General features: G+C 57.0%; 23 protein-coding genes. 12 read left to right on the top strand and 11 right to left on the bottom strand.

Going from position 1 to position 21,972, the window contains the following annotated elements; all coding sequences use genetic code 11:
- Positions 1 to 31: 31 nt before the first annotated feature.
- The 4 genes from ACW81B_RS02810 (at position 32) to ACW81B_RS02795 (ending at position 3,740) form a co-directional block, all read left to right on the top strand.
- Positions 32 to 541, top strand: coding sequence for a DUF6998 domain-containing protein (locus ACW81B_RS02810; protein ID WP_491578688.1), 510 nt, complete (start codon positions 32 to 34; stop codon positions 539 to 541).
- Between the two features lie 12 nt (positions 542 to 553).
- Positions 554 to 2,506: a DNA repair helicase YoaA gene (gene yoaA / locus ACW81B_RS02805; RefSeq protein ID WP_491578687.1), complete on the top strand. Its 1,953-nt coding sequence runs from the start codon at positions 554 to 556 to the stop codon at positions 2,504 to 2,506.
- Positions 2,507 to 2,508: 2 nt separating this feature from the next.
- Positions 2,509 to 3,198 (top strand): tRNA (adenosine(37)-N6)-threonylcarbamoyltransferase complex dimerization subunit type 1 TsaB, encoded by a 690-nt coding sequence (gene tsaB / locus ACW81B_RS02800; protein WP_491578686.1) that lies wholly within the window; start codon positions 2,509 to 2,511, stop codon positions 3,196 to 3,198.
- Positions 3,199 to 3,473: 275 nt separating this feature from the next.
- A complete protein-coding gene (locus ACW81B_RS02795; RefSeq protein WP_491578685.1) occupies positions 3,474 to 3,740 on the top strand; it encodes a hypothetical protein in 267 nt (88 codons plus the stop codon).
- Between the two features lie 55 nt (positions 3,741 to 3,795).
- Here ACW81B_RS02795 and ACW81B_RS02790 read toward each other — a convergent pair whose 3' ends face one another.
- Positions 3,796 to 4,164: a hypothetical protein gene (locus ACW81B_RS02790; RefSeq protein WP_491578684.1), complete on the bottom strand. Its 369-nt coding sequence runs from the start codon at positions 4,162 to 4,164 to the stop codon at positions 3,796 to 3,798.
- A 300-nt stretch (positions 4,165 to 4,464) separates the two neighbouring features.
- Between ACW81B_RS02790 and trhP the strand changes: the two genes are divergently transcribed.
- Complete coding sequence (gene trhP / locus ACW81B_RS02785; protein WP_491578683.1) at positions 4,465 to 5,763, top strand: prephenate-dependent tRNA uridine(34) hydroxylase TrhP; 1,299 nt, start codon at positions 4,465 to 4,467, stop codon at positions 5,761 to 5,763.
- Between the two features lie 191 nt (positions 5,764 to 5,954).
- Complete coding sequence (locus tag ACW81B_RS02780) at positions 5,955 to 6,443, top strand: DUF302 domain-containing protein (protein WP_491578682.1); 489 nt, start codon at positions 5,955 to 5,957, stop codon at positions 6,441 to 6,443.
- 9 nt (positions 6,444 to 6,452) lie between these two features.
- Here the strand turns inward: ACW81B_RS02780 and ACW81B_RS02775 are convergent, their stop codons facing one another.
- The 8 genes from ACW81B_RS02775 to dapC form a co-directional block, all read right to left on the bottom strand.
- Positions 6,453 to 7,709: a TRAP transporter large permease gene (locus ACW81B_RS02775; RefSeq protein ID WP_491578681.1), complete on the bottom strand. Its 1,257-nt coding sequence runs from the start codon at positions 7,707 to 7,709 to the stop codon at positions 6,453 to 6,455.
- Positions 7,694 to 8,179, bottom strand: coding sequence for a TRAP transporter small permease (locus tag ACW81B_RS02770; protein ID WP_491578680.1), 486 nt, complete (start codon positions 8,177 to 8,179; stop codon positions 7,694 to 7,696). Before ACW81B_RS02770 ends, ACW81B_RS02775 begins: the two co-directional genes overlap by 16 nt.
- 24 nt (positions 8,180 to 8,203) lie before the next feature.
- Positions 8,204 to 9,241 (bottom strand): TRAP transporter substrate-binding protein, encoded by a 1,038-nt coding sequence (locus ACW81B_RS02765; protein WP_491578679.1) that lies wholly within the window; start codon positions 9,239 to 9,241, stop codon positions 8,204 to 8,206.
- Positions 9,241 to 10,113 (bottom strand): TRAP transporter TatT component family protein, encoded by an 873-nt coding sequence (locus tag ACW81B_RS02760; RefSeq protein ID WP_491578678.1) that lies wholly within the window; start codon positions 10,111 to 10,113, stop codon positions 9,241 to 9,243. Before ACW81B_RS02760 ends, ACW81B_RS02765 begins: the two co-directional genes overlap by 1 nt.
- Before the next feature lie 27 nt (positions 10,114 to 10,140).
- On the bottom strand, positions 10,141 to 11,268 hold the full coding sequence (gene dapE, locus ACW81B_RS02755) for a succinyl-diaminopimelate desuccinylase (RefSeq protein WP_491578677.1): 1,128 nt from the start codon (positions 11,266 to 11,268) through the stop codon (positions 10,141 to 10,143).
- A 101-nt stretch (positions 11,269 to 11,369) separates the two neighbouring features.
- Positions 11,370 to 11,711 (bottom strand): ArsC family reductase, encoded by a 342-nt coding sequence (locus ACW81B_RS02750; protein ID WP_491578676.1) that lies wholly within the window; start codon positions 11,709 to 11,711, stop codon positions 11,370 to 11,372.
- A 7-nt stretch (positions 11,712 to 11,718) separates the two neighbouring features.
- The gene (gene dapD / locus ACW81B_RS02745; protein ID WP_491578675.1) at positions 11,719 to 12,540 is read right to left on the bottom strand and encodes a 2,3,4,5-tetrahydropyridine-2,6-dicarboxylate N-succinyltransferase; all 822 of its coding nucleotides are present in this window, start codon (positions 12,538 to 12,540) and stop codon (positions 11,719 to 11,721) included.
- Positions 12,541 to 12,558: 18 nt separating this feature from the next.
- Complete coding sequence (dapC, locus tag ACW81B_RS02740) at positions 12,559 to 13,755, bottom strand: succinyldiaminopimelate transaminase (protein WP_491578674.1); 1,197 nt, start codon at positions 13,753 to 13,755, stop codon at positions 12,559 to 12,561.
- Positions 13,756 to 13,803: 48 nt separating this feature from the next.
- On the opposite strand from dapC, the gene ACW81B_RS02735 reads away from it, so the two are divergent.
- The 4 genes from ACW81B_RS02735 to ACW81B_RS02720 all read left to right on the top strand — a co-directional run bounded on the left by ACW81B_RS02735 (position 13,804) and on the right by ACW81B_RS02720 (position 16,426).
- On the top strand, positions 13,804 to 14,685 hold the full coding sequence (locus ACW81B_RS02735) for a DMT family transporter (protein WP_491578673.1): 882 nt from the start codon (positions 13,804 to 13,806) through the stop codon (positions 14,683 to 14,685).
- Complete coding sequence (locus ACW81B_RS02730; RefSeq protein ID WP_491578672.1) at positions 14,682 to 15,068, top strand: VOC family protein; 387 nt, start codon at positions 14,682 to 14,684, stop codon at positions 15,066 to 15,068. The genes ACW81B_RS02735 and ACW81B_RS02730 overlap by 4 nt, the downstream gene beginning before the upstream one ends.
- Before the next feature lie 216 nt (positions 15,069 to 15,284).
- A complete protein-coding gene (locus tag ACW81B_RS02725; RefSeq protein WP_491578671.1) occupies positions 15,285 to 15,611 on the top strand; it encodes a hypothetical protein in 327 nt (108 codons plus the stop codon).
- Between the two features lie 47 nt (positions 15,612 to 15,658).
- Positions 15,659 to 16,426 carry a complement resistance protein TraT gene (locus tag ACW81B_RS02720; protein ID WP_491578670.1) on the top strand — a complete coding sequence of 256 codons (768 nt, stop codon included), beginning with the start codon at positions 15,659 to 15,661 and terminating at the stop codon, positions 16,424 to 16,426.
- A gap of 81 nt (positions 16,427 to 16,507) precedes the next feature.
- Here ACW81B_RS02720 and glnD read toward each other — a convergent pair whose 3' ends face one another.
- The gene (gene glnD / locus ACW81B_RS02715) at positions 16,508 to 19,201 is read right to left on the bottom strand and encodes a [protein-PII] uridylyltransferase (RefSeq protein WP_491578669.1); all 2,694 of its coding nucleotides are present in this window, start codon (positions 19,199 to 19,201) and stop codon (positions 16,508 to 16,510) included.
- Positions 19,198 to 20,004, bottom strand: coding sequence for a type I methionyl aminopeptidase (map, locus tag ACW81B_RS02710; protein ID WP_491578701.1), 807 nt, complete (start codon positions 20,002 to 20,004; stop codon positions 19,198 to 19,200). The genes glnD and map overlap by 4 nt, the downstream gene beginning before the upstream one ends.
- A gap of 233 nt (positions 20,005 to 20,237) precedes the next feature.
- On the opposite strand from map, the gene rpsB reads away from it, so the two are divergent.
- Together rpsB and tsf are read left to right on the top strand one after the other, a co-directional pair.
- Positions 20,238 to 20,981: a 30S ribosomal protein S2 gene (gene rpsB, locus ACW81B_RS02705; protein ID WP_491578668.1), complete on the top strand. Its 744-nt coding sequence runs from the start codon at positions 20,238 to 20,240 to the stop codon at positions 20,979 to 20,981.
- Positions 20,982 to 21,029: 48 nt separating this feature from the next.
- Complete coding sequence (gene tsf / locus ACW81B_RS02700) at positions 21,030 to 21,914, top strand: translation elongation factor Ts (protein ID WP_491578667.1); 885 nt, start codon at positions 21,030 to 21,032, stop codon at positions 21,912 to 21,914.
- Positions 21,915 to 21,972: the final 58 nt, after the last annotated feature.

Raw genomic sequence — 21,972 nt, 5'->3', positions numbered from 1 at the left:
ATCCACAACTGATAACGATAAAGATGATCCCGTGGGCGTTTATTCTGTCGACAAGCTGATTGCCGAAGCACGCCGCCTGGCGGCGGAGTTTCGGCGTACCACCGGCAAACCCTTGCCCGGTGTGAGTGGTGAAATTGCCGAACACGATGCCGCCCGTCTGCTAGACCTGGAGTTGTGCAAGGAACGTCCGGGTGGTTACGATGCGATTGGTCGCGGCCGTCGTGAAGGTGACCGCGTGCAGATCAAGGGTCGGGTGATGTTTGGCGAGGAAAAATCCGGCCAGCGCATCGGCCAGCTCAAGCTCGACAAGGACTGGGACAGCGTGGTGCTGGTGGTTATGGATGAAAACTACGAGGCGGCTGAAATCTACGAAGCCAGTCGCGAGGAGGTTGAAAATGCCATGGATGAGGCAGCTTCAAGTAACCGAAAGAAACGTGGCGCCATGAGTGTGGCACGCTTCAAGATCATTTCCCGGCTGGTATGGACGCGTGAGGAAGGCGCGCTCGATGATGAAGTCTGGGACAACCGTTCCAGTACCTGACCCCGGCGTATCATGACAGCAGATCCCCTGGTTGATGACATCACGCAGGCCGCGGCCTGTCTTGGCGGCGATGGCCTGCTGGCGGGCGAGGTACAGGGTTTTGCCGCACGTCCCCAGCAACAGGAGATGGCCGCAGCGGTAGAGCAGGCGCTGGCCGAGGACTCAACGTTAATCGTTGAAGCCGGTACCGGTACCGGTAAAACTTACGCCTACCTGGTGCCGGCGTTGTTGTCCGGCAAGAAGGTCATTATCTCTACCGGTACCCGCCATTTGCAGGACCAGCTGTTTCACCGCGACCTGCCGACGGTGCGCTCCGCACTCGGGGTGCCACTCAAGGCGGCGTTGCTGAAAGGGCGTGCCAATTATCTTTGCCCGCAACGCCTGCACATGACACGCAGCGAAGGCCGCCTCGCAGATCGTCGCCAGGTCAACCAGCTGGAGCAGGTGTTCGACTGGTCCGGGCGCACTGCCAGTGGTGATATCGCAGAACTTTCCAATATTCCTGAAGATGCGCTCATCTGGCCAAAAGTCACATCCACTACGGAAAACTGTCTTGGTTCGGAATGTGAATACTTTTCCGATTGTTATGTCATGAAGGCGCGCCGTGAAGCGCAGGATGCCGATCTGGTGGTTATCAATCATCACCTGTTGTGCGCCGACATGGCGCTCAAGGAAGAGGGGTTTGGTGAACTGCTGCCGGGCGCAGAGGCGTTCATTATCGATGAGGCGCACCAGCTGCCGGAAACCGCATCACGGTTTTTTGGCATGGCATTGTCCAGCCGACAACTGCTGGAACTGGCGCAGGACAGCATCAATGAATACGTCGGTGAAACCGGCCAGCTGGACGGACTGCCGGATGTCGCCCGCGAGCTGGAAAAAGCCACCCGTGAATTCCGCCTGGTCATGGGGCAGGGCGAACAGCGTGCCCCCTGGTCACGGCTGGCCGGTAACAAGGCGATCGGCGAGGCATGCGATGATCTGAAAACCGCGCTCGCCGAACTGGCGCTGCAACTTGAACCCTTGTCGGAACGCAGTCGCGGGCTGGACAACTGTTACCAGCGCACTCTGCGCGTGCAGGCCCTGCTGGTACAGACGACTGAACAACCGCCGGCTGGCTACATCCACTGGTTTGAGACCTGGCGGCAGTCGTTCCGCATTAACCTCACACCGCTCGATGTGTCGGAGAACTTCAACAGCCAGCGCCACGCCCTGCCAGACTGCTGGGTGTTTACCTCGGCGACATTGTCTGTCAATGACAGTTTTGCGCATTTCGCCCACAAGCTGGGGCTGGAAGATGCCACGACCCTGCAACTGGACAGCCCTTTCGACTACGCCAGCAACGCGCTGTTCTATGTACCCAAAGGCATGCCCGAGCCATCTGACCCGGACTATACGAACCGCATGCTCGATGAGGCAGAGGCCATTATCGAAGCCGCACGTGGCCGTACCTTCGTGCTGTTTACCAGTTACCGCGCCATGAATATTGCACGCGAACGCCTGCTCGACAGTTGCCAGTTTCCCCTGCTGGTGCAGGGTGACGCGCCGCGCAATGAACTGCTGGAACGTTTCCGCGAACTGGGTAATGCTGTATTGCTTGGTACCAGCAGTTTCTGGGAAGGCGTCGATGTACGCGGTGAAGCCCTGTCCTGCGTCATCATCGACAAGTTACCGTTTGCCTCGCCCGGTGACCCGGTCTGGCAGGCGCGCATCGATGCCATGAAAGAGCGCGGCGGCAATCCTTTCATGGACGAGCAACTGCCGCACGCGGTGATTACCCTGAAACAGGGTGTCGGGCGCCTGATTCGCGATATCAACGATCGTGGCGTACTGGTGATCTGTGACCCGCGCCTGCTCGGCAAGCGCTATGGCCGGGTGTTCCTCAACAGCCTGCCGGACATGGGGCGTACCCGCGATCTCGATGAAGTCGTGAAGTTCTTTCATGCCAGCGATGCCCTGAGCCTGTAATCATGTTACGCCTGCTAGCCATTGAAACTGCGACCGAGGCCTGTTCTGTTGCCCTCTACCAGGAAGATGAAGTGACAGAACGTTTCGAGATCGCACCGCGCCGTCATGCAGCGCTTGTGTTGCCGTGGGTCGAGGTACTGGTGGCTGAAGCAGGTATCGGCCTCAAGCAACTCGATGCCATTGCCTTTGGGCGTGGACCGGGTTCTTTTACCGGGCTGCGCATTGCCGCCGGTGTGACCCAGGGGCTGGCCTTCGGCGCGGATGTGCCGGTGGTGCCGGTTTCCACACTGGCGGCGCTGGCACGCGGTGCTCACAAGGCCAGCGGCAAGGCAAACATTCTCGCTGCACTGGATGCGCGCATGAAAGAAGTCTACTGGGGCGCTTACCGGTTTGATGCCGAGGGTCGTGCGATCTTGATGGGTGAAGAACGTGTCTGTGTGCCCGACGCGGTAGCCGTACCGGAAGGGGATGACGACTGGTTTGGCGCCGGCAGTGGCTGGGCAGGTTATGCCGGCGAGTTGTCGGAATGTTGTGCCTTGCCGGAGTCAGCCTGCCTGCCGGATTGGCAACCACACGCGTCCGATGTCGCGCAACTCGCTGCCGGACTGTATCTCGACGGCCAGGCCATTTCCCCGGAACAGGCCGCACCTGTCTATCTGCGTGACGATGTTGCTGACAAACCTGCACCGTAGCGTCTATTTGGGGTCAGAGTAAAAACTTGTATTAACGATCCTGTGAGCGGGAAGCAGTTTTTACTCTGACCCCAAATATTCAATCTTCCTTAGCGTTCGTTCCAGCAGGTGAGCTTGCAGGAAGGCCTCACTTTGCTCCTTATCAGTCATACACCAGGAAGTTGTGGGTGATCGCGTGTTTTTCAAGAGGTAAACCTCTGTGGATATTAGCCTGGACAATCAGACGGGCCGCAAGCCTATAATTGCTGTGATGGCTACAACATGCGAGGCAGGGGATGCAGGATAACGTTTTACAACAGGTGGTCGAGATCATCGAGTCCGGTCCGCACAGTGGTGCGGGCCTCAATCTCTATGCCTTGATCAGCACGCTGAGGATGGAAAACAGCGGTTATATGTACATGTTGCGCAAGCTGCGCGATCTGTCGCCTGAACACCGTTTGCTTGCCTATGGGCTGATGGAATTGATGGCGGAAAACGGGAACCAGGGCGAGGCATGGGATACAGCACTGCAGGCGATTGACAGGGCCGTGCGGGGTGGCTGAACCGGTAGCCCGCAGCATGCAGCGGGCTACCGGTATTACCCATCAGACGTAAAAATCAATAAACGTATGACCATTCGGGGGCTGGTGCCATATGATCCTTGGCCAGCATTTCCAGCAGGTGTCCCATCACACGCACGTTTTTGCTGAGTTCTTCCGGTGTCAGGGAACGACCTTCATCAGCAGCCTTGACGTTGGTGTTGTTGAGGTTTTGCAGAATATCAACCATCAGGGTGAGGTGCTTGACGCGAGCCTTGCCGGCTTCCTCCCGGGTGGCGGACTTGCTGCGCATCGCCTTGAATGCCGCTTCGCACTGCTGCAGTTTTTGTTCAAGCGGGTATTCTGCGGCTGATAAATTGTGACTGCCTAGCGCCAGTATGCTGGAAATCGCAAAAGCCATTACAAATGATGTTAGTTTTTTTGTCATCGAACTCTCTCCTGGATGATGGTGAAACACTGATTACGGCCACAGATGACACTGGCAGGCCCTGCGTTAACTTGGATTACATCTAACCTAGAGGGCTTCCGGCATGGAAATATTCCCTGTTCTGCGGTTGTTATTCCCTGTCTAACCGGGATTCTGTGGGGCGGCCAATGCAACTATAGTCTAATCAATGGGTTGCGTGTGCCAGTTGCTTTTGTATCCAGAGGTCGTTGAAAGCGCTACCGGTAGCTTGTCCAAGGCAGTAAAATTCGCAGCCCTGAAGCCTGTTGTGCGAACTGAATCATGAAAGCCCCCGAACTGCTTGCCCCCGCCGGTACTTTCAAAAACCTGCGCTATGCCATCACCTACGGCGCTGATGCCGTTTACGCCGGTATGCCGCGCTACAGTCTGCGTGTGCGCAATAACGATTTCAGCACGCCAGAGCGTCTGGCCGAGGGGATCGAATTTGTGCATGCGGCAGGCAAGGCCTTCTTTCTTGCCAGCAATGTGTTGCCGCACAACACCAAGGTCAAAACATTCATCGCTGATATGGAGCCGGTCATTGCCCTGAAACCGGATGCCCTCATCATGGCGGATCCGGGCCTGATCATGCTGGTGCGTGAACGCTGGCCCGATATGCCAATACACCTGTCCGTTCAGGCCAATACCATGAACTATGCCAGCGTGAAATTCTGGCAGCAGATTGGTATCAAACGCATTATCCTGTCACGGGAACTGTCGCTGGACCAGGTGGAGGAAATCCGCCAGCAATGCCCTGATACAGAGCTGGAGGTATTTGTCCACGGTGCGCTGTGCATTGCCTATTCGGGCCGTTGCCTGTTGTCGGGTTATTTCAATCACCGTGATGCCAACCAGGGAACCTGCACCAATTCCTGCCGCTGGGATTACAAGGTGAAACAGGCGGTCGAAGACGACGCGGGGAATCTGATACCCGTCGCCGTCGAGCCTGCCCAATCCGAAGTCAGGGTCAGCCTCATTGAAGAGGCCAGCCGACCCGGTGAGTACATGGCTGTCGAGGAAGATGAACACGGTACCTACATTATGAACTCCAAAGATCTGCGTGCGGTCGAGCACGTCGAGCGGCTGGTGAAAATGGGCATCGACAGCCTGAAGATCGAAGGGCGCACCAAATCACATTATTACGCGGCGCGAACGGCGCAGGTGTACCGCAAGGCCATCGACGATGCCGTGGCCGGCCAGTCATTTGATCCGGCATTGCTGGGCAAACTGGAAAACCTGGCCAACCGGGGTTACACCGATGGTTTCTTCCAGCGCCACCATGAGCAGGATTCCCAGAACTACCTCGACAACCATTCAAAAAGTGCGCAGCAGCGATTTGTCGGTGAGCTGGGCCAATATGACGCTGAAACCGGTACGGTGGAAGTGGTCGTCAAGAACCGCTTTGCCGTGGGGGATGAGCTGGAACTGATCCTGCCGGATGGAAACCACACCTTCACGCTGAGTGAAATGATCAACAAGGACGGGCAGACCGTTGATGTGGCGCCGGGCAGTGGGCATCAGGTACGCATCCCGGTGCAGCCAGGAAAGTTTGATATGGGGCTTCTGGCCGTTAATTACTGATTTTGATCTCTCGTCCATCCAGCATCCCGGTATTCTGCGGAGCATCGTTCGTTACCAGCACGACTCAGTGGGTGAGGTTGAAAGCATTGTCGAACAGTTTGACGAAAACCATTCAGGTTGAGTTATCCTGCTTTGCCCCCGGGTTCTGTATGCTTCGGTTGCCCGCAACATTGATGACAGGAGTCACTAAAATGAAGTTGTTCAAATTGTTTCTGGTTTCCCTGCTGTTTGTGGCACAGGCTGCCATCGCGGACCGAACGGTGCTGGTATGGGAAACAGGAAAAGATCTCGAAACCTCTTACGATACAATCTATAAGGCACTGGAAGAAAATAATTTCTTTGTTGTATTCGAGCCTGATATCCAGGCGAATCTCAGCCATTTTTCCGAGCGTTGGGGGGAAGACTACAACCGCAACGGGCTGGAAGGTATTCGCTCCATGATTTTCTGCAACGGCTGGTATGCCAATGCTGTGAGCAATGTCGACCCGGACATGATGGCGTTGTGTCCCCTGCATATCACACTGGTGCAAAAATCAGGTGTGACACGCATCCTGTTTGCGCGGCCAAGCGTTATTGCTGCCGGTAGCAAGGCCCTGTCTGTTGCCCGCGAAATCGAACAGGGTGTATCAAAGGCGCTGGATGAAGCAGTCACTGCACTGAAGGCGGGACCACAAAAATAAGCCGGGGCTCTATTGCCACCAGAGTGACAGTACAGGCAGGTAGGTGACAATGCCCAGCCACACCAGCATCAGCGCCAGGAACGGCAGGGTTGAACGGAACAGGGTGAGTATCGGTTTTTCGAAGCGCTGGCTGGCGATGAACAGATTGATGCCGACGGGCGGCGTGGAGTAGCCGATTTCCAGGTTGGCGAGGAAGATCACGCCAAGGTGCACCGGGTCGACACCGAAACGTTGTGCGAGTGGCAGAATCAGCGGTACCACAACCACCGTCGCGGAAAAGATATCCATCATCGCACCCACCACGAGCAGGAACAGGTTGAGCAGCAGCAGGAATTTCAACTGGCTATCGATGCTGTTTTCCATCCATTCCAGCAGTCGCATGGGCAGTTGTGCATCGATCAGCAGGTTGGTCAGTCCCATGGCGATACCGAGGATAATAAGGATGCTGCCGACCAGCACCGACGTGTCACCCAGTATGGACACCAGCTGCCTGCGCAGTGAAATGGAACGGTGTATCACGCTTTCCAGGAGCAGCACATACAGGGCGGTACAGGCGGCAGCCTCGCTGACGGTGACATAACCGCCGAAGATGCCGATGATAATCAGCACCGGCAGCAGAAGGTCCCCGAAACCGGAGCGCAAGGCGCGCCCGAGTATGTGCCAGGAAAAGTGATGGCGTGGAATGTCGAAGCGTGCACCAACCACAGCGGCATAGATCCACAGCATGAGCATCAGCACCAGCCCGGGAATGATGCCGGCCCGGAACAGGTCATCGATGTTTACCCCGGCGACAACACCATAGAGAAGAATGGCCAGGCTGGGTGGAAACAACAGCCCCAGCGAGCCGGACGTGGTCAGCAGGCCAAGCGAGAACCGCTCCGGGTAGTGAACTTTTTTCAGCACCGGGTAGAGCAGCCCGCCCAGCGCCAGGATGGTGACGCCCGAGGCGCCGGAGAAAGATGTGAAGAACGCGCAGGCGGTAATGGCAACAATGGACAGGCCGCCGGGCAGCCAGCCGAGCAGGGCATTGAACAGCCGGATCAGTCGCTGCGGCGCACCACCGGAAGACAGGATGACACCCGCCAGGGTAAACAGCGGGATTGCGGTGAGGTTGGGCGAGGAAGCCAGCCGGTTCAGTTCAACAATCAGCAGCGCGCTGTCCAGCCCGCTGTTGTGCGCATAGAACAGGCTGCCGGCGCCCAGTACGGCAAACAGCGGTAGCCCGAACAACGCCAGTAAAACAATGGCCGCTATGGCAGGTGACATGTGTCGTCATCCGGGCCGAGCAGGGCCGCCAGCAGGAAGTGTACAGTCAACAGAACGAAGCCGACCGGCAGGATTAATCCAACCAGCGTTTGCCAGCGGTCGTAGTCCTGTGCATAGGTCCATTCATCACGCCAGAAACGAATGGCGGCATCGGTAAAGAACAGGCAGATCACGGCGGCCAGGGCCTGCAGAGGACGGTACAGTGCCTGTACTGCACGGGGGGAAAGCAGGGTGGTGGCAACGTCGATCTTGATGTGCCGGTTGCGGTCTACCGCCAGCGTGGCGCCGAAGAAGGTGACATACAACACCAGGTAGCGCGTCAGCGTATCGGCCTGTGCAATACCGGCATCAAAGGCATTACGCGCAACAATCTGTACCAGCGCCAGCCCCAGCAGGAGTAGCAGGCTGGCTGCCGCCAGCAGCAGTTCCAGCTGCAGCAGTCTGTCTCGAATGACTTTAAGCAATGTCATGGTTATCGCCAGACGGGTTGTGCTTCAGGGTTGGGGGGTGTCCGCTGTGGCTTGAGCGTGACGATGCTGGTCCAGTAACTCGCGGGTCTGGCTGAACAGGCTGGACGGAATATAGTTGCTTTCTATCAGCTTGCCGGCGGCGCGGTTGCGCAGTGCCAGCAGCTCGGTATCGCTCATGCTGTCGTCCGGCTCGATAAACTGTAAACCGCGTTGTTTAAGTTCATCGATACTTTTTTCATTGTCAATACGTGTGGCGGCCACCAGTTTTTCGCCGAAAGCATAGCCGGTTTCACGCAGCAGCGTCTGCAGATCGCCGGGCAGCTGATCGAAGAACCGGCGTGTCACAATGAGTCCGCCCATGCCGTTGGTCAGGGGTACGCTGCTGATGTATTTTGTTTTGGTAAACCACTGCAGGGCTATGGCGCCAAGTGGCGGGGCATACACGGTATCGATCAGCCCTGTGGACAGGCTGGTGTAGACATCGATGATCGACAGCGGTACAGGTGATATACCACTGGCCTGGAAAAAGGCCTGTCCCATCGGATCACCCTGCCACAGCCACACCCGCCGCGAGCGCATGTCGTCCATTGAGCGAATGGGCTCGGTCGAGAACATGTGAATAAACCCGACTTCCATCCAGCCCAGCAGTTCATAGCCGTTGTCGCGGAAGCCCTGCTGGAATTCAGCGGTGAAATGGTGGCGAACCAGGTCGACTTCCTCGATAGTGTTGAACAGGAAGGGCAGTTCGAGCACACGCGCCGGTGAGTACATGCGGCCGATGCCGTAGCCGGTAAAGGCGCCACCCTGCAACTGGTTAAAGCGCATCTTTTTCAGTACATCGGGTTCGTCACCCTGCACACCCCCCGGGTAGAACTTGAAAACCAGCCGGCCGTTGCTGCGGGTTTTGACCTCCTGGCCCCATGCTTCGAGGATGTTCATCCAGGTTGTGCCGGATGGTGCCAGCGTGGCGAATTTCAGAACGTGTGTGGTGGCTGCCGTGGCGTACAGGGGGAGCAGCAGGCTGAACAGAATCAGGGCAGGCATGTTTACGCATCGTTTCATCAGAACCACTCCGCTTCGAGGCCGAGCAGATGTCGTGCACGCGCGCGTGAAATCTGGTTAATCAGCGCCATCTCCGGGAACGTGCCGGATGGCGTGTTGATCACACCCTCCAGCAGGCTGTGGAATTTTGTCTGGTCGAGCCGCTGGCGTTCAAGGTACTCGGCCTGAAGGACATCGAATATCAGCAACCTGCCTTCTGTGACAGCACGTGCCGCGGAAAAGTTTTTCTCCGCCAGCGCAAAGTCGCCGCCAAACATGGGTGCCCGGCTGCCGTAGTAAACGCCATAGTAGCCGTGCACACTGCCATTAAAGTAGTCGGGTTCCAGTTGCAGGACACGCTGCATCAACCGTTCTGTGCTGCCAAGCTGGGCCAGGCGTGCGGGGTCAGTCCGGTTGAGATCAATCTGTTTGGCCCAGCAGGATGCTGTCCAGAACAGGGCGGGTACGGCCTTGCGGCCCAGTCGTGAGACAGCCTTGTCGATGGTGTCGGGGTTTGCCTTGCGCAAATCGATATCGACACCCAGGCTGCGCAAGGCGCGTAAGCCGTAGTCGGCGCCACGCTGGTAGAGGGCCTCGGCGCGTTTTTTGTCTTTCAGTTCGGTAAAGCCGAAGGCATACCCGTACAGGCCCTGTGCGGCATTGGCGAGCAAAACCGGGTTGCCAGGGTCTTCGGCAATCAGGCCTTCGATCAGCTTGATGTTGGCGGGCAGGGCGGCTTCGGCGAGGACCAGGTCGGTTTCGCGGTTCATTGCCTCGATGGCACCATCCATGATCGACACCGAGGTGCGGGCGACCATCTGTCCCATGCTGCAGGCACCCAGCAAGGGTGCTAGCAGAAAAATCAGCAGGTATCTGCGCAAAGTGGCCCCCATGACAACTCCCTTTGTTATATATATGGCTTACGTTAACAGATTTCTCAGCATAACCGTGTAAATGTCGGAAAGCTGGTCCAGCGCCTCCACGGCAACACATTCGTTGACCTGGTGAATGGTGGCATTCACCGGTCCCAGTTCCAGTACCTGCGCACCCGTCGGTGCGATAAATCGCCCGTCCGATGTGCCGCCGCTGGTGGATAATTCTGTTTCAATACCCGCAACTTCACGGATGGCACGCTGCGCCGCCTCCAGCAACTCGCCTTTGGGTGTCAGAAACGGTTCACCGGACAGCCGCCACTCAATGTCATAGTCGAGCTTGTGTCGATCCAGTACTTCACAAACACGCTTGCGAATCTGTTGCCCGGTCAGTTCTGTCGAGTAACGCAGGTTGAACATGGCCTGCAGTTCGCCAGGCACCACGTTCTCGGCGCCGGTGCCCGCGTGGATATTGGAAATCTGCAAGCTGGTCGGCGGGAAATGATCGTTGCCACGGTCCCACTCGATGGCGGCCAGTTCCGCCAGTGCCGGTGCCGCGAGGTGGATCGGGTTCCTGGCCAGGTGCGGGTAAGCCACATGGCCCTGTTTCCCGTGCACGGTGAGTTTGCCGTTCAGTGAACCGCGCCGGCCGTTTTTTACCATGTCACCGAGTTGCCTGGTACTGGACGGCTCACCGACCAGGCACATGTCGATTTTTATACCCTTGTTCACCAGGTGTTCGACCACTTTGACAGTGCCGTTGACTGACGGGCCTTCTTCATCGCTGGTGATGAGGAAACCGATCGAACCCTTATGATCGGGGTGTGCGGCAATAAAGGTTTCGCAGGCCGTAATCATGGCGGCCAGCGAGCCTTTCATATCGGCGGCACCGCGTCCGTACAGCATGTCGTCGCGAATGTCCGGCAGGAAGGGGTCCGATATCCAGTCTTCCCGCGGGCCGGTCGGCACCACATCGGTATGACCGGCAAACACAACCAGCGGTGCGCTGTCGCCGCGTCGCGCCCAGAAGTTTTTGACTTCAGCAAACGGCAGATCCTCGGTTTTGAAACCGATGGCCCGCAGGCGTTTCTGCATGAGTTGCTGGCAACCGGCATCTTCCGGTGTCACCGAGGCGCGGCTGATCAGGTCTTTGGCAAGGTCGAGTGTGCTGGACATGGGGGGAGTGTACCGGGTTTGTTGGCAAGGCTGTAGTGAGTCGCTGCTGTGGATTAATGCCGGCGTGGTGCAAGTCTGGCAGGTCAGTACAAGCGGGTGGCTCAGAACAGCGTTTCGTATATTTCCGGCTTAAAGCCGAGTACTCTGCGGTTGCCTGTGTCAAGCAGCGGCCGCTTGATAATACCGGGGTTATCACGCATGCACTGCAAGGCGGTTTCCCGGTTGATGTTGTCGCGTACCGACTGTGGCAGCTTGCGCCACAGCTGGCCGCGACGGTTGAGTAATTGTTCCCAGCCGAGTTCCTTCTCCCAGCCGGTCAATTGTTTCTCGTCCAGCCCGTGTTTGCGGTAATCGTGGAAGTGGTACTCGACACCGTGCTCATCCAGCCAGCGCATGGCCTTTTTCATGGTATCGCAGTTTTTGATGCCATAGATCGTGACCATTGTAGAATCAGATATTTCGCAGCAGTTCGTTGATGCCGACCTTGCCCAGTGTTTTGGCATCGACCTTCTTGACGATCACGGCGCAGTACAGGCTGTACTTCCCGTCTTTTGAGGGCAGGTTGCCGGATACCACGACGGAACCGGCCGGGATGCGGCCGTAGGTGATTTCATCTTTCTCGCGGTCGTAGATGCGCGTGCTCTGGCCAATATAGACACCCATGGAAATGACCGAGCCTTCCTCGACGATCACGCCCTCGACCACTTCGGAGCGCGCGCCGATGAAGCAGTTATCTTCGATAATGGTCGGTGCAGCCTGTACCGGCTCCAGTACGCCACCAATGCCGACGCCGCCGGACAGGTGAACATTCTTGCCGATCTGTGCGCAGGAACCCACGGTAGCCCAGGTATCGACCATGGTGCCGGAATCGACATAGGCGCCGATGTTGACGTAGGAGGGCATCAGCACCACGCCGGAGGCGATATAGGAACCGAAGCGCGCCGTGGCCGGCGGTACCACGCGTACGCCGCCAGCGCGGAATTCGCGTGCGTTGTAGTCGCTGTACTTGGATTTCACCTTGTCGTAATAGTTGGTGAAGCCACCCTTCATGAATTCGTTGTCCTCGATACGGAATGACAGTAGCACGGCTTTTTTCAGCCAGTCGTTGACCTCCCAGCCAGCGTCTTTCTTTTCCGCCACCCGGGCTTCACCGGCATCCAGCATGCGGATGGCCTCAAGGGTGGCTTCCTTGACGTGGGTTTCAACCGTGCGCGGTGTGATATCGGCGCGTCGTTCAAAGGCTTCTTCAATGGTGGCTTGCAAGTCGCTCATGGCGGTCTCCTGAAACGGTTATAACTGTTCGGTAAAGGCTTGTATTCTTTGTGCGGCGTCGATGCACTCGTCGAGTGGTGCGACCAGCGCCATGCGTACGTGACGGTGGCCGGGGTTGCCGCCAGCTGTGTCGCGTGACAGGTAGCTGCCGGGCAGCACAATAACATTCTGTTGCCGGTACAACGCCCGGGAAAACCCGGTGTCGTCGATCGGGGTGCGTTGCCACAGGTAGAAACCCGCCGGCGGGATCTCGATATCCAGTTCCGGTGAGAGTATATCTGCAACCGCTGCAAATTTTTCCCGGTACAGTCGGCGGTTTTCCACGACATGCGCCTCGTCGCCCCAGGCGCGGATACTGGCATCCTGGGTGGCCGGCGGCATGGCACAGCCGTGATAGGTGCGGTAGCGGAGGAAGGTCTGGATCAGCCCGGCATCACCGGCCACGAACCCGGAGCGCAGGCCCGGTGCATTGGAGCGCTTGGACAAACTGTGAAATACCAGGCAGTGCTGATAATCCTCATTACCCATTTGCGCGGCGGCCTGCAGCAGGCCGGGGGGTGGTGTATTTTCATCGAGGAATATCTCCGAATAGCACTCGTCGGAGACGATGATGAAATTATATCTGTGCGCCAGTTCGATCAATGACTGCATAGCGGCTATATCCATTACGCGTCCGGTCGGGTTGCCGGGCGAACAGAGGTAGAGTAGCTGGCAGCGTTGCCAGGTTGCCTCATCGATCGCGTCAAAATCCGGAAGGTACTGGCTGCTTGCGGTGGCATTGATAAATACCGGCTCGGCGCCTGCCAACAGTGCAGCGCCCTCGTAGATCTGATAAAAGGGGTTCGGCATCAGCACGGCGGCATTCTGCGTGCGGTCGACGACACACTGGGCGATGGCAAACAGCGCTTCGCGTGTACCATTGACCGGCAGGACGTGGCGATCCGGGGCGAGATTGCCGGCTGGCAGGCTGAAACGTGTCGTCAGCCAGTCGCAAATGGCCGTACGCAAGGCTTCGGTGCCACGTGTCGACGGGTACAGCGACAGGCCATGCAGGTGTTCGATCACTGCTTCGGTAATGAAGGCCGGTGTCGGGTGTTTGGGTTCACCGATGGATAAGCGAATCGTCTCCAGACCGGCCGGCGGTGTTACACCGGCGCACAACTTCGCCATGCGCTCGAACGGGTAGGGTTGCAGGCGTGACAGGTCGGGATTCATATAAAAGGATATGGTTAAAAAAATGAAGGCGAGAGTATACGCAATCTTATGAAGCCGTGCAGTCACCCGCTGTTGCCCGTATTCAGCCTGTTACTGACTGCTACCCTGTGGGGCCTTGTCTGGTATCCGCTGCGCCTGCTGGAGGCGCAGGGCCTGCAGGGGCTGTGGTTGTCGCTCTCCAGTTACACGGCAGCCCTGCTGGTTGGTCTGCCCTGGTTATGGAATTCACGTGGTGACTGGGCACGCGAAGGGATGGTGCTGGCATTGCTGACACTGGCAACCGGCTGGGTGAACGTGGCATTTGTGCTTGCCATTCTTGACGGTACCGTGGTGCGGGTATTGCTGTTGTTCTACCTGTCGCCACTGTGGGCGCTGGTGCTCGGCTGGCTGATTCTCGGCGAGCGGCCGGGAGCCAGTGGAATCATGGTCTTCGTGCTGGCGATTTCCGGCGCTGTCGTCATGTTATGGGACCCGCAACTGGGTATGCCCTGGCCACGTGACGAGGCCGACTGGATGGCTGCCTCCTCGGGGCTGGCCTTCGCCTTTGCGAATGTGATGGTGCGCAAGCTGAAACATGCCGGTATGCCTGCCAAGGCATCGGCCAACTGGCTGGGCGTGGTGTTGGTGGCGAGTGTGTGGATACTCGTGGTCCGTGAACCTGTGCCGGCGGTCGACGTGTCGGTGTGGCTGGGTTCGGCAATGCTTGGCTGGTTCGGTTTCGTTATTATGACTGTGACGGTGATCTACGGCGTGACGCACATGCCGGTGCATCGGTCGGCTGTCATTCTGCTGTTTGAGCTGGTGATCGGTGCAGTGTCATCGATTTTGTTGACGGATGAGCAGGTGCAGTTGCAGGAATGGATTGGCGGTGCGCTGATCCTGGCGGCCGCCTGGTTTGCGGCCTACGAACATATTGGAGAAACAGCGTGAGTGAGGTGCTGGGATTACACCATGTCAGTTTCGTAGTGGCAGACGTGCAGCGTTCGCTGAAGTTTTATCACGAGCTGCTGCAGCTGGATGCTGACCCGCAACGCCCCGATATTGGCTATCCGGGGGCCTGGCTGAATGCGGGTGAACAGCAGATACACCTGTTGCAGGTCCCGAACCCTGACCCGGTGAAGGGCCGGCCGGCGCATGTTGGCCGTGACCGCCATACAGCACTGGCTGTCGGTGACCTGGCGCCGGTACTGAAACGTCTTGAGAAGGCCGGGGTATCCTGTACACACAGTCGATCGGGACGCAGGGCGGTTTTCTTCCGTGATCCGGACGGTAACGGGATCGAGTTGGTGGAAGTGACGCCTGTACAGGTATGAGCTGCCCTGACAGGGGTTGCGGACTGATGTGTGCGGAACGTCAATGATCCGTCATATTCTGTAGTATCTCCCAATTTTATATTGCTTTTTGGGGTTTGGGTAACTAATCTACTTCATGTGGCACCGCCCTGGTGGCACCTGAAGAATTATAAATGCGCATTGCCTTAAGACAGTTCCAGGGGAAGCATACGTGCGTGAATGAGGGGGGTATTGTCTATGAATTATTCAGTTCTCTGTCGAACGATTCTTGTTTCACTTTTCATGGTATCGGTACAGGCGTCCGCCAGTGAGGAAGACGATCTGGCCGAGATGCAGCGCCAGCTCAATGCCGAAACCATGAGCCAGCCTTTTTTTGCCGAACAGCCTGAAAAAGTGGATGCCTACATCAAGGAAGCCATGAAGAAAAATCTCAAGCCACCGGAATACAAGGGTAAGAACTGGCGCCCCGGATACACCTGCCGGAACCTGCTTGGCTATTCGTGGCTGGAATACCGGAACTGCCGTTATTACCGTCACTATTACGGGCGTTACTACCCGTATTGAGGCAGCTGCAGATTTACTGTTAATTATAACAATGTGAGGAGTAAGTAATGATGGAGTACAGCGTTTTCAAATCGGGGATCCGTGTTCTGATGGTCGGTATGCTGCTGGCTTTTCTGGCCGGTTGCGCAGCGACACAGGTTGCGGTCTCCAAGAAAAATCTGGATGTGCAGACCAAAACCAGTACGGCAATTTTTGTCGATGAAGTTTCCAGGGACAAGCGGACAATTTATATCAATGTGCGAAGTGGTGTGATGGAGTTCGATCGTCGCGCATTCAAGCAGTTCATCAATGAGCAGTTTGCGCAATCCGATACAGGCTATACAGTTGTTGATGACCCGGAGGCTGCCCATTTCAGCATGAGTATTTATGTGCTGAATCTTGAAAAGGCCAGTCCCACAGCCGCAGAGGCCGCCTTGAACCAGGGCTTTACCGGTGAGGTTGTAGCCGGTGCAGCAGCCGGCGCACTGATCAACCGTAACAGTAACCCCTATACGGGTGCGGCTGTCGGTGGTTTGCTCGCCGCCGGTATTTCCACGATTGCCAATGCCGCGGTCAAGGATGTTACCTACATGCTGGTAGCGGATGTGCAGATCAAGGAAAAGACCCGCAAGGGCGTTATCGTTCGCAAGGATACGCAGATCAGTTCCAAGGTGTCTGACGCGGGAACGAGTACACAGCGTGTGTCGGAAGCGAGCAATCGCAAGGAATACCGTACGCGTATCGTGACGACGGCCAACAAGGTGAACCTGAAGCTGGAAGAAGCCCAGGATCTCATGTTCAGGAAAACAGCTTATGCGATGGCCGGGTTCTTTTAGCAGTCTGTCATTCAGCAAGCAGGTTGAAAGCAGAAAGCGCCTGAAGGCGCTTTCTGCTTTTCCAGGGCATGTTATGCCGTGTCAGACAGCTTCATCCAGGGCATTCACGAGCGCTTCACGCAGCTTTTTTTGTGCCTTGTCGTCAAGCGCGCCAGCATTTTTATCGGTCACAAAAAACACGTCTTCCGCCTTGGACCCGAACGTAGCGATCTTGGCGTTTTGCAATACAACGCCCTGTTCATAGAAGACCTGGCCTACGCGTGACAACAGGCCGGGGTAGTCCGTGGTGAAGAGTTCGACGATAGTGCGATGCTGCGCCTCATCCTGATGAAAATTGACCTGTGTCGAAACATGGAACTGGCGGATACGCCTTGGTGCGGGACGTGCTGTGATGGTGGTGGTTGCTTCTTTTGACAACAATTCCTGTTGCATCAGAGTGACCAGTTCCTCACCGTCATACGTGTCCAGTACGGGCTCGCCGGCAGAATTCAACAGCAGATAGGTATTGATGGCATAGCCGCGTTTCGAGGTGATGATGCGTGCATCAGTGATCGTCAGGCCCATCTGGTCGATCAGGGCCGTGGTTCGATTGAACAGACGATCAATGACGGGTGTGTACAGGAACAGCGCGCTGCCGCCTCGTTCCGATTGCGGGCACAGGTCGACGCGCACACCTTCCATGTTGTCCTCCCTGAGAATGACCTGTGCATGCCAGACCACTTCGTTGACGTTGTGGCGCAGGAAATAGTCTTCCGGGAAATCCTGCCACAGGGCTTCGAGTTGTTGCGCATCGATCTTGTACTGTACGAGTTTTTCAGCCGCCTTATGTTTGATATCGCGGATCAGTTCGTCGCGATGCAGCGGGTTTTCAAGGCCACGGCGGAGGGCGCGTTTAGTGGCATTGTAAAGGTCGCGGAACAGGGCATCTTTCCAGGAATTCCATAGCGTCGGGTTGGTGCCACGTATGTCAGCGACGGTCAGCAGGTACAGGTAGTCGAGGCGTGTGCGATCGCCAACCTGTGTGGCGAATTCGTGGATGACATCCGGGTCGCTGATATCGCGGCGTTGTGCCACCTGCGACATCAGCAGGTGATTACGTACCAGCCAGGAGACCAGCTTGCAGTCATAGTCGCTCAGGCCATGCCGGGCAAGGAATTCACAGGCATCATCCGCACCCAGTTCGGCGTGGTTTCCGCCCCGCCCCTTGGCAATGTCGTGGAAGAAGCCTGCCAGGTACAACAACTCCGGTTTGGGGATTTCCGCCGAGATGCGGCTGCACATGGGCAGTTCGTGTGCCATTTCCGGTACTGAAAAGCGACGCAGGTTGCGTACCACGAACAGCGTGTGTTCATCGACAGTGTAGGCATGGAACAGGTCGTGCTGCATCTGCCCGACAATGAGTTCGAATTTCGGGTAGTAGGCCGCCAGTACGCCATAGCGGTTCATGCGCCGCAGTTCATGGGTCAATCCTGTGGGCTGGCGGAAGATTTCCATGAACAGGCTGCGGGCGCGGATGTCCTGACGAAACTTGTCATCGATCAGGTGCAGGTGATCGCGCACAAGGCGGATGGTCGATGCGCGCACGCCCTTGATCTCGCTGTGCTGCTGCATGAGCAGGAACAGTTCCAGCAGCGCAAAAGGGTAACGCTTGAAGACGCCATTGCCGGTCACTTCAAGGAAGCCCTTGCGCATCTGGAAACGCCGGTTCAGGGGTGTAACTGCACTTTGATCATTTTCGTACAGAATGATTTCCTGCAGCAGTTGCAGCAGCATTTCGTTCAGGCGGCTGAGCGCCTGGATAGTCCGGTAGTAATCTTTCATGAACCACTCGACCGCCAGCTTGTGGTCATGGTCGGTATAACCGAAATTCTGTGCCAGTGTGCGCTGGTGGTCGAACAGCAGACGGTCTTCACGGCGTTTTGTAATCTGGTGCAACCCGAAACGGACCTTCCATAAAAAGCGTTGGCCCTGCATCAGGGTTTCGTATTCACCGGGTGTAATATCTTCGCGTTCTACCAGTTCGCCAAGGTCTTCTGTGCCGAAGTGGCGCTTGAACACCCAGCCAATCATCTGCGCATCGCGCAGGCCACCGGGACCTTCCTTGACGTTGGGCTCGAGGTTGTAGACGGCGTCGTCGAATTTTTTATAGCGTGCGTGCTGTTCTTCCAGTTTGGCGGTGAAGAAGTCCCGGTCCGGCCAGACGTGATCCGGCCCGGTGAGTCGTCGCATGTCATCGAAAAGATCTTCACGGCCATGCAGCAGGCGGGCTTCCATCAGATTGGTCGCCACGGTGATGTCGGCACGTGCCTGTGCCTGGCAGTCCTCCAGTGTGCGTACACTGTGGCCGACTTCCAGGCCGATGTCCCACAGCAGCATCAGGAAAGCTTCCAGTGCCTCGGCGGTCTGGTCGTCCTCGGTCTGCGCCAGCAGGATCATGATATCGACATCCGAGCCGGGCAGCAGCTCGGCGCGACCGTAGCCGCCGACAGCTACCAGCGATCCGTCGAGTCCTGCAAGCGTTGTTTCCCAGCAGTGAATCAGTACCTGGTCGACCAGCCAGCTGCGCGCAAAGATCAGGTCCTCGATGTCAGCACCTTCATCAAATCGCGCCATGAGATGGTCGGTCGAGTGTTTAAGGAAGGTGCGGATATCAGAAAGCGACGGTGTGTCCGCATCGAACGCACGATCCAGGGTGTCGAGATCAAACCAGCCAGCAATGGTGTCCGTGGGCAGGCGGGTCATGGATTGCACCGCGCTGTCATCCGGGCTCATCATATGGTTTCACCCTTGCGCAGGGTAAGGACTTCGTAGCCGTCGGCCGTAACCAGGATGGTATGTTCCCACTGTGCTGACAGGCTGTGGTCCCTGGTTACCACGGTCCACCCGTCCTTGAGTACCCTGGTATGGCGCTTGCCGACATTGATCATGGGTTCGATGGTAAAGGTCATGCCTTGCTGGAGTACGGCACCCGTCCCGGGTTTACCGTAGTGCAGCACCTGGGGGTCTTCGTGAAACTCGCGACCGATACCATGACCGCAGTATTCGCGTACCACGGAGAAATTCCGGCTTTCCGCCAGTTTCTGGATCGCGTGCCCGATATCACCGAGCCGGGCGCCGGGTTTTACCATGCGAATGCCGGTGCACATGCACGCATAGGACGTATTGGCAAGGCGTTTTGCAATGACCGAGGGCTCCCCGATAAAGAACATCTTGCTGGTGTCGCCATGAAAGCCGTCCTTGATCACGGTGATATCGATATTGAGTATGTCGCCGTTCTTGAGTTTGCGGTCGCCGGGGATGCCGTGACAGACCTGGTGGTTAACCGAGGTACAGATGGATTTCGGAAAACCGCGATAATTCAGCGGGGCAGGAATCGCGCCCTGAACATTGATCGTGTAGTCATGGCAGATACGGTCAAGTTCATCGGTCGTAACGCCGGGTTTGATGTAAGGCTCGATCATTTCAAGCTGCTCGGCCGCCAGGCGGCCGGCTACGCGCATTTTCTCGATTTCTTCGGGGGTTTTGATGGATATGCTCATGGCTTCCTGTCGCTGTCGTTTCCGGCAGCACTGGCTGATCGGCTCGGACGTGAGAAAAAGGGGCCTAAGTGGCCGGAATAATTGCTGTTACGCCTAGTGTATGGTATAAAGCGCGGCTTGTTAACAGGGCTGTTGGAATCTTCTGCTGCCCGCTAACCTGAATCCACACATACGTCGGCACATGCAGTTGGGTGCCTTCGGCATGGCGAGAGCCATCCGCGGGTTACTGTATGGGGCGTATGGAGGCCCAACCCTTACAAAGAGGTTTATTTATGTCTAGTGTAACCATGCGCCAGATGCTTGAGGCAGGCGTACATTTCGGCCATCAGGCCCGTTTCTGGAACCCGAAAATGGCCCCGTTCATTTTCGGCGAACGCAGTAAAATCCACATTGTTAATCTGGAAAAGACGCTTCCGCTTTACCAGGATGCGCTGAACTTTATCGGCAAGCTGGTTGCCAACAAGGGCACCGTGCTGTTTGTCGGTACCAAGCGTGCCGCGCGCGATACCATTCGCAGCGAGGCCCAGCGTTGTAAAATGCCTTATGTGAACCACCGCTGGCTGGGCGGCATGCTCACCAACTTCAAGACCGTGCGCCAGTCCATCAAACGCCTGAAGGATCTTGAGGCGATGGAGCAGGATGGCACCTTCGACAAGCTGAACAAAAAAGAAGCCCTGATGCTGACCCGCGAGAAAAACAAGCTGGATCGCAGTCTGGGCGGTATCAAGGACATGAACCGCCTGCCGGATGTCATGTTCGTGGTTGATGTCGGTCACGAAAAGATTGCCATTGCCGAGGCAAAGAAGCTCGGTATCCCTGTGGTCGGTGTGGTTGATACCAACAACTCCCCGGACGATGTCGATTACGTTATTCCCGGCAACGATGACTCTATTCGCGCGATCCAGCTCTATGTGCAGGGCGTGGCGGACGCAGTCGAGGAAGGCCGCAGCGCCATGGCGCAGATCGGCGGCAGCAAGGAAGACGAGTTTGTCGAGGTCAGCGGTACCGCCCAGTAACCGGGCGGCCGTATCTTTATTCAGCAATTTTTTCAAGAGGTATTAATCATGGCAATCTCTGCAGCGCAGGTTAAAGAACTGCGCCAGCGTACCGGCTGCGGCATGATGGAGTGCAAGAAGGCACTGGTGGATGCGGACGGCGATATGGATGCAGCCGCCGAGGCCCTGCGCAAATCCGGTCTGGCCAAGGCTGACAAGAAGGCCGGCCGTGTCGCGGCCGAAGGTGCAATCATTGTTGAAGTCAGTGGTGACGGCAAGACAGCCGCGATGGTTGAAGTCAATTCCGAAACCGACTTTGTGGCGAAGAAAGACGATTTCCAGAATTTCGCCCGCGCGGTTGCGAAGCGGATTCTGGCTGATGCGCCGGCTGATATTGAAGCCCTGATGGCCATGCCGCTGACCGATGGTGGTGAAACCGTCGATGAAGCGCGTCGTGGCCTGATCGCAACCATTGGTGAAAACATCAATGTGCGCCGTTTCGTGCGCCGCGAAGCGAGCGGCGGCAATCTTTCCAGCTACCTGCACGGAGAGCGCATTGGCGTGCTGGTTGAAGTGGAAGGTGGCGATGCCGCGCTGGCGCGCGATGTGGCCATGCACATAGCGGCATCAAAGCCGGTGTGTGTCGATGAAAGCGAAGTGCCGCAGGAAATGCTCGACAAGGAAAAGAACATTTTTTCCGCGCAGGCAGAAGCCAGTGGCAAGCCGGCCGAGATCATCGAGAAAATGGTCAGCGGTCGTATTCGCAAGTTCCTGGGTGAAATTACCCTGCTGGGCCAGCCTTTCGTCAAGGATCCGGATCAGACCGTTGGCAAGTTGCTCAAGGCTGCCGGTGCCACGGTGAAGGGCTTTGACCGCCTCGAACTGGGTGAAGGTGTCGAGAAGAAGACCGAAAACTTTGCCGAAGAGGTTATGGCGCAGGTTCAGGGTAGCTGAGTCGACGCCTTGCCGGGGAGGACGCGAAGTCCACTTGCCGGTATGATTCACGGGGTCG

The sequence above is a fragment of the Thiogranum sp. genome (genome assembly GCF_058323355.1).
This window is presented reverse-complemented; position numbering and strand designations above follow the sequence as displayed.

Coding starts and splice junctions, on each gene's coding strand:
- yoaA (WP_491578687.1), top strand. CDS start 554: ATGACAGCAGATCCCCTGGTTGATGACATCACGCAGGCCGCGGCCTGT.
- tsaB (WP_491578686.1), top strand. CDS start 2,509: ATGTTACGCCTGCTAGCCATTGAAACTGCGACCGAGGCCTGTTCTGTT.
- ACW81B_RS02795 (WP_491578685.1), top strand. CDS start 3,474: ATGCAGGATAACGTTTTACAACAGGTGGTCGAGATCATCGAGTCCGGT.
- ACW81B_RS02790 (WP_491578684.1), bottom strand. CDS start 4,164: ATGACAAAAAAACTAACATCATTTGTAATGGCTTTTGCGATTTCCAGC.
- trhP (WP_491578683.1), top strand. CDS start 4,465: ATGAAAGCCCCCGAACTGCTTGCCCCCGCCGGTACTTTCAAAAACCTG.
- ACW81B_RS02780 (WP_491578682.1), top strand. CDS start 5,955: ATGAAGTTGTTCAAATTGTTTCTGGTTTCCCTGCTGTTTGTGGCACAG.
- ACW81B_RS02775 (WP_491578681.1), bottom strand. CDS start 7,709: ATGTCACCTGCCATAGCGGCCATTGTTTTACTGGCGTTGTTCGGGCTA.
- ACW81B_RS02770 (WP_491578680.1), bottom strand. CDS start 8,179: ATGACATTGCTTAAAGTCATTCGAGACAGACTGCTGCAGCTGGAACTG.
- ACW81B_RS02765 (WP_491578679.1), bottom strand. CDS start 9,241: ATGAAACGATGCGTAAACATGCCTGCCCTGATTCTGTTCAGCCTGCTG.
- ACW81B_RS02760 (WP_491578678.1), bottom strand. CDS start 10,113: ATGGGGGCCACTTTGCGCAGATACCTGCTGATTTTTCTGCTAGCACCC.
- dapE (WP_491578677.1), bottom strand. CDS start 11,268: ATGTCCAGCACACTCGACCTTGCCAAAGACCTGATCAGCCGCGCCTCG.
- ACW81B_RS02750 (WP_491578676.1), bottom strand. CDS start 11,711: ATGGTCACGATCTATGGCATCAAAAACTGCGATACCATGAAAAAGGCC.
- dapD (WP_491578675.1), bottom strand. CDS start 12,540: ATGAGCGACTTGCAAGCCACCATTGAAGAAGCCTTTGAACGACGCGCC.
- dapC (WP_491578674.1), bottom strand. CDS start 13,755: ATGAATCCCGACCTGTCACGCCTGCAACCCTACCCGTTCGAGCGCATG.
- ACW81B_RS02735 (WP_491578673.1), top strand. CDS start 13,804: ATGAAGCCGTGCAGTCACCCGCTGTTGCCCGTATTCAGCCTGTTACTG.
- ACW81B_RS02725 (WP_491578671.1), top strand. CDS start 15,285: ATGAATTATTCAGTTCTCTGTCGAACGATTCTTGTTTCACTTTTCATG.
- ACW81B_RS02720 (WP_491578670.1), top strand. CDS start 15,659: ATGATGGAGTACAGCGTTTTCAAATCGGGGATCCGTGTTCTGATGGTC.
- glnD (WP_491578669.1), bottom strand. CDS start 19,201: ATGATGAGCCCGGATGACAGCGCGGTGCAATCCATGACCCGCCTGCCC.
- rpsB (WP_491578668.1), top strand. CDS start 20,238: ATGTCTAGTGTAACCATGCGCCAGATGCTTGAGGCAGGCGTACATTTC.
- tsf (WP_491578667.1), top strand. CDS start 21,030: ATGGCAATCTCTGCAGCGCAGGTTAAAGAACTGCGCCAGCGTACCGGC.